The 6992-nt window shown below is 35.6% G+C and carries 3 protein-coding genes and 2 tRNA genes; 4 read left to right on the forward strand and 1 reads right to left on the reverse strand.

What is annotated here, in order from left to right; translation table 11 throughout:
- Window positions 1-107: 107 nt before the first annotated feature.
- Window positions 108-197: transfer RNA gene (locus ACFIMW_RS08520), tRNA-Ser, on the reverse strand.
- A gap of 285 nt (window positions 198-482) precedes the next feature.
- Between ACFIMW_RS08520 and rplU the strand changes: the two genes are divergently transcribed.
- The 4 genes from rplU to ACFIMW_RS08540 all read left to right on the forward strand — a co-directional run bounded on the left by rplU (window position 483) and on the right by ACFIMW_RS08540 (window position 6743).
- Entirely contained in the window at window positions 483-959 is a 477-nt protein-coding gene (gene rplU / locus ACFIMW_RS08525; protein ID WP_375606203.1) for a 50S ribosomal protein L21, read from the forward strand.
- A 12-nt stretch (window positions 960-971) separates the two neighbouring features.
- Window positions 972-1241: a 50S ribosomal protein L27 gene (gene rpmA / locus ACFIMW_RS08530; protein WP_273723965.1), complete on the forward strand. Its 270-nt coding sequence runs from the start codon at window positions 972-974 to the stop codon at window positions 1239-1241.
- A gap of 1399 nt (window positions 1242-2640) precedes the next feature.
- Window positions 2641-5172: a phosphoenolpyruvate--protein phosphotransferase gene (gene ptsP / locus ACFIMW_RS08535; protein WP_375608791.1), complete on the forward strand. Its 2532-nt coding sequence runs from the start codon at window positions 2641-2643 to the stop codon at window positions 5170-5172.
- A 1481-nt stretch (window positions 5173-6653) separates the two neighbouring features.
- Window positions 6654-6743, forward strand: a tRNA-Ser gene (locus ACFIMW_RS08540).
- The last annotated feature ends 249 nt before the right edge of the window (window positions 6744-6992 follow it).

Below are 6992 nucleotides of genomic sequence, written 5' to 3' on the forward strand. Positions count from 1 at the left end.
CCCTTTGAGAACACCTTTAAAACTCTTTGAAAAAAAATGAATTGGTACAAAACCTAGTGGCAAAATATACAAAACCTACTGGCAAGCTACAATCGCTTTATAAACTGTGGCGGAGAGAGAGGGATTTGAACCCCCGATAGAGTTGCCTCTATGCCGCATTTCGAGTGCGGTGCTTTCAACCACTCAGCCATCTCTCCATAATAAAGTGAAACAAAAATCGGTATTATTTGAGTGTATAAGAGGTAGATAACCTTCAATTGTTTTTGGTACAACCTTTTTTTCTTTTTTATGGGACTTTATTGACAGAGAATAGAAATTCCTTCATATATACAAAATATAAGCGTGGGGAAATCTGCGCATATTTGTGTTGAAGAAGGTTTTATCCTTCTTTGAGATCTATTACGACTGATAAAAAGCAGCCTATTTTCCCTTATTTCAAGGCAGAAATTAAATAAGAGCTGGAGTGAACGGAAGGATAAAAAATGTTCGCAGTCATTAAAACTGGTGGTAAGCAATACCGCATTGTTGCTAATCAAGTGGTAAAAGTTGAAAAAGTTAGTGGAAATGCGGGTGATGTAGTTGAATTCAATGACATATTAATGGTTGGGCAAGAAGGTAATGCGGTTATTGGTACCCCTGTCGTTGCTGATGCATTGGTGACAGCTGAGATTTTAGAACAGGCACGTGGGCGCAAGGTTATCGCATTTAAGAAGCGCCGTCGTCAAAATTCTAAACGCACGCGTGGCCATCGTCAAGAGTTTACGAGGCTTCGTGTTTTAGAAATTTTAATGGGTGGTTCAAAACCTAAAAAAGTTGCTGAGAAACCTATAAAAGAAGAAACTACACCAAAAGAAACAAAAGCTTCTGCTTCTGTTGAGAAGACGGCTAAAAAAACGGTTGAAAAAAAGACAGCGTCGCAGAAGAAAGTATCTGTAGCATCAAAGAGTAAGAAAGATTAAAGGAGAGCGTCTATGGCACATAAAAAAGCTGGTGGTTCCTCGCGTAATGGTCGTGATTCAGAATCGAAACGTCTAGGCGTTAAAAAATTTGGTGGTGAAACCGTTATTGCCGGAAATATTATTATTCGCCAGCGTGGTACACGTTGGCATCCTGGAAACAATGTCGGCATTGGAAAAGACCATACGCTTTTTGCATTATCAAATGGAAAGGTTTCTTTTCAACGCAAAGCGGGTAATCGTTCCTATGTTTCAGTCATTCCTATGGTGGAGGCCGCAGAGTAATCTGTAACACTCTCTAGCCATCAACGGGATTTCATTGAATTGTAGTTGTGGTTTTATAAGTATTCAAAGGGAAAGATGAATCTCATCTTTCCCTTTTTGCGTTGGTACTATAATAAATGTAGAAGATAAAAGGTAGAATTGGGGAAATTACTTTTCTCAATGAGGGAAAAAGTTTGTGCGTTGTTATGTTAGTATTTAGTTCTGAACATATTGATATTATGATAGAATTTGTTGATAAGTTTCTGTATAATAATAGTGAGGAGAGATTTTCTTTTTATGTATAAAGAAGTATCGAGTAATTTCTTATAAGAGAAGCAGTTTATTTTCAGAAAATTATGAGAAATTTAATGAGAGCATTCTTTATGTAATCATTTTGATAAAGATGGGTCTTTTTATCGGCATTGTGGTATTGATGAGTTGTCATACTGTTTTTAGGTGGTAGTGTGGATAGGTGGGGCTATTCATTTAAAAAGACATAAGGATAAAAAAATCCATAAGAAGGCAGTCAAAACTACTTTGAAAGTGACGTGTATTAAGGAATTTTCGGTAAATCGAGAGTGAAATTATATTTTTAAGGAGGACGGTGTTTAAAGATATAAAAATAACTAACGTGCAATCAGCGCCCTTCAAGAATATTTTTTCTGATTTCACTATTATTGTGTATTGTTGAAAATAAACAAGCATAAGAGCTAGGGTTAAGGCAATAACTGCTTTTCATTTTTTACTTTATTTATCTTATTTGTAGAGTTTTTCTTGATTTTAGTAGTTGGTGATGGTGCTTGAGGGTGTCGTACTTTGCAAATGTGCGACAGAGGGCATTGTGTATTTGCGATATTGATTGAAGTAAAGGTGTAGCTTAAAATATATAAATATTATATATCGAGAGTTTGATATCATAAGATGGGCAGCACGGAATTTTAAAGATGATAAGTTGCATGGAGCAATTTGTAATTATGTAATGAATTTATAAAGAGGGATAATAGGTTAAATAAACTTTGAGGAATCAATTAAAATATTAGCTGAAGTTACGGATGATTGGGAAGGATGCTTTCTTGTAGGGAGAATAATGGAAAGTTATGTTGAATAACTTAGGATAATGAGAACGTTTTGAAAGCATAGTTTTTCAGGTGATTGGTACTGTAAAAAACGGTTTTTTTGTCTTTGTAAAGTAAAAGAGTAAGAGGCAGACTTGCTTATGATGATTTTAAGCACTTGGCTAGATAATAATATCCAATTGTTTTATCGGTTACATTGAGGTATTTAAGCACCTCACTTAGCTATATTCCGTAAAATATAAATAAAGCTGTGGTGGTATTTATAGCTTGTATTTTGGGAAATGCAGTTTTGAAAAGGAATTTATCAGAGATATTGGTGTTCAAATGTGAGGCAATTTGAATTCATGATGAGATATGAGAAAGCAGAAGCAATGAATGTAGATTTTACTGATGGTGAAATCTTGTCTATAAGATCTGTAAAACTTGCAGCTGCTTTTGATCATAAAAATGATGCAATTTATGCTGCTGCTGAATTGCTTGTGCAGGTTGGTGCCGTTGATAAATGTTATCTGGCAAGTATGCTGGCACGTGAAGAAACAACCAATACTTGGCTTGGAAATGGTATAGCCATTCCTCATGGTATGGCTGAAAATCGTGATTTAATTATCAAGGATGCTGTTGCTGTTATACAGGTTCCTGCTGGTGTTGAGTGGCAGGATGGCAAGAAAGCATATTTGGTTATTGCCATTGCAGCGTGTCCAGATCGCTATAGAGAAATTTGTAAAAAATTGACGTCTCTTTTATTTGATAAAAAACAGCTTGAAGTACTTGCAACAACTATGGACAAACAGCAAATTGTTACAACTTTGTTTGACAAAAATATGAAGATAGAAAAAACTTTTATTGGTGACCTTTCGGTGTGTCAGGAATGGATTTTAGATTATCCAAGTGGTCTTCATGCACGACCAGCTTCTCTTTGGGTTGATTTTGCGAAAAAGGCTCAAAGCTCTATCAGAGTTCGCCATGGTCAATATGCCGTTGAAATGAAAAATTTAGTTGGTTTATTGCAATTAGGAGTAAAAAACGGCGATGTTCTTATTTTTTCTACAGATGCTGCAGAAGGAGCACAACTTCTTAAGGATGCGATTTCTATTGTAAAAAAGGTAAGTATTAGTGAAAAATGCGTGATGAGAGAAATGGAATCACAAACAAAGACTTTTCATGGTTGGCATCCACGCTCCATGCACAAAGGTATTTCTGGTGTTGGAGCAAGCTCAGGGTTAGCGTTTGGTAAAATTTTTGTTTTAAGGCAAAATGATATTTCCATAATAGATCAGCCAATTGATTTTGCAGCTGGTGCGGCATGTCTTGACAATGCTCTTACAAAAACAAAACATAAAATGGCATCAGTGATTTCTGATATTACAGTGCGTATGGGAGCGGATTCTGCTGCAATTTTTTCTGCGCAAATGGTTTTGCTTGAAGATGAAAATTTAATAGCTCAAGCTTATCGTTTTATAGCAGAAGGTCATGGTGTTGCTTGGTCTTGGGATAGAGCGGTTCGGCAGTTTTCAGATATGTTTTCTAAGGTAGATAATCCTTTGTTAGCAGCACGAGCTGTTAATTTAGTTGATGTTGGTCGTCGTGTTTTAGGTGAAATCAATCCATCCTATAGATCATTCTTTTTAAATGATATACCACGTGGTGTCATTCTGGTTACAAATGACCTGTCTCCTTCTGATGTAGCACAACTTGATTGTACAAAGGTAAAAGGATTAGCAACAGCATGGGGAGGTCCATTATCTCATACCGCTATTTTGGCGCGTACTCTTGATATTCCAATGGTTGTTGCGGCAGGTGCCGATATTTTAGCGGTTCAGTCTGGTATTCAGGCTATTATTGATGGCGATAACGGGTTCATTTATCTTGATCCTACGTTTGAAGATGTTGAAGATGCTCAAAGGAAAATTGATACTGTTGCGCAAGAACGTATCAGTGAGATAAATGCGTGTAGATTACCAGCGCAAACGAAAGATGGTCAAAGAATTCGTATCATGGCTAATGTCAACTACGCAAATCAGGTTCCTGTTGCGCTTGATTTGGGGGCTGAAGGTGTTGGACTTATGCGCACGGAATTTTTGTTTTTAGAGAATCCATATATTCCGGATGAAGAGCTACAATTTAATATATATCGGGCGATGATTACAGCTGTAGGAGATAAGCCAATAATTATTCGTGCACTTGATATTGGTGGAGATAAACAGGTTACGCATTTACATTTATCTAAAGAGGACAATCCTTTTTTAGGTGTTCGAGGAACGCGGCTTTTGTTACGTCGACGTGATCTTTTGGTGCCTCAATTACGTGCTTTATATCGAGCAGCAAAAGAGGGTGGAGATCTATGGATTGTGTTTCCGATGGTCATGTCTGTTTCAGAGATTGTCGCTATAAAAAAGATTGCAGAGGAAATCCGCAACGATATTGATGCACCAAAATTAAAACTTGGTATTATGATCGAAGTTCCAGCAGCGGCCATTATGGCAGATGTATTGAGCGCCCATGTTGATTTTTTTTCAATTGGAACCAATGACCTAACACAGTATACAATGGCTGTTGATCGGCAAAATCCGTACCTTGTGTCTGAAGCTGATAGCCTTGATCCAGCAGTTTTGCGTATGATTTATCAGACTATTCAGGGAGCTGCACAAAATAAGTGTTGGGTTAGTGTATGTGGTGGTATGGCTGGAGATCCTTTTGGTGCAATGATTTTGACTGGATTGGGAATTAATGAGCTTTCTATGATATCTTGCGATATTTCTCCAGTAAAGGCGTGTTTACAGACTCATAGTTTTGAGGATATGAAAATTTTAGCACAAAAAGCATTGCAATGTGAAACTGCACGAGCTGTACGTGCTCTAAGCAAAGATATAAGGTGATAAAAAACATTAAGGGATAGAACGAGTTCATTTTGCAAAGTAATCAGATTTTTAGTGTTGTAAAACATTGTTCTTTAGGGCGATTATAGGCAACATTATTAACTTAGAATGATAATTTATCGTTTTTTATAATGGGAATCCCGAATGTCATAAGATTTTCTCATCACAAGCCCTCTCATATTGATTAATTAAAATCATTTTCTTGTACGCCATAAGTAGAGATGATATGTAGATAAAAAAACTTTAAGAAAGGATAAATGCTTCTTATGAATTCTCTCAAATAGCAAGGGGCGTTGCAATATTTGGGGCTGGCAAATAGCATGATGGTACCAGCTGTCTCGATCCTATCCTAAATATTTCATTTCATACTTCTACATTTAGTTGATAGAAAATAAAATTCAGATACAAAAGGCTGTTATATTTTTAATTTAATATGCATGAATGTATATTATTCTCTGAAATGAGAAAACATTTCAATTTTAGCAAGACATAAAATCATAAAGATGTAAATCTGCTTTCCTCTTTACCATATACTCTTAAATTCAGCTTTATAGTTTTCAAAATATCTAAAGCAATCTCTTTTAAATAAGAGATATTATATATTGCTTCATATTTTATGTTTATTGCATTCTTTAAGTAGGGTATGCTTCTCATAAAAAACAGAACACTCTAAGAATACTATTATTTTTCTCATCCACGTGTTTGTAAAAAATATTTCTCAAAGCTTGTCACATCCATCTCATAGCGGTATCTATGAATAGTATAAAATCTATTGGATAGAACCTCTTTCCTTAAATAAAAAGCACAAGTCAAGATCATATTATTTACCAATACCCAATACTTTGCTATTTGAGAGGGGTTGTGATGAGAAAATCTTACGATATTTGGGGTTCTCATTACATAAGATGATAATTTATTATTTATAAATCAATATATTATATATGAAGTGAAACACAAAAATGATTAGCAGGTAGATCTCATCTCAAGAAAGAGCAGTTTGTCATAAAATTTATAGCGGTTAAGAATCTTCATCCTTGGGGCCATGAGGGGGTTGGAAATAATTTTTATTGAAGTGAAATTTATTATCCGGATGAAACAATTTTAATGTTAGAGATATAAGACGTTCATATCGTTATTATTCTATTTATTATTGTGATAATCAATGGGGATAGGCGAGAGATATTGAATTCTTTGATTGTGCAGAACCATGGACCGTATGCCAATTTTAAGAGAGGTATTTTTTCGTGAAGCAGAAAGTGTGTAAGTGAGCATGACTGTTTATGATTGGTGACAATCTTTTTATTCCCATTATTGCATTGTAGACAGCTATTCACGGAAAAAGTTTTTTCTTAAAAAGAAAGGATGTGCTTGTTATTCAATAGATATCATCTCTTACTTGAATAAATGAATTTGTGTTTTGAGTTTTGAATGTATAGTTTAGACTTGCACGTTATTTCTTTCTGGGTATAGTGCAAATTTCTGGAGAGGTGGCCGAGTGGTTGAAGGCGCACGCCTGGAACGCGTGTATATGGGAAACCATATCGAGGGTTCGAATCCCTCTCTCTCCGCCATACAATTTTCTCCTATGTATAACGTATTGATTCTTTGTAATCTTTTTAAAGGTTCGGGAGCGTTAACAAAAGTTCGGGAATAGGATTTTCCAACATACCGTTACAAAGCTCATCTTTTTCCTCCAACATTCTCTAATAATTTTTTTAATTCTTTGAGAACCACATATTTTAAATGTGCAAAGACATTCTCTATCGCCTCCATGAGACGAGCAAAATTAAGAAACCATTTTCTAAAGAATTTCGCGCGTC

It is taken from the genome of Bartonella sp. AC329YNZD, from assembly GCF_042196685.1.
GTDB lineage: Bacteria > Pseudomonadota > Alphaproteobacteria > Rhizobiales > Rhizobiaceae > Bartonella.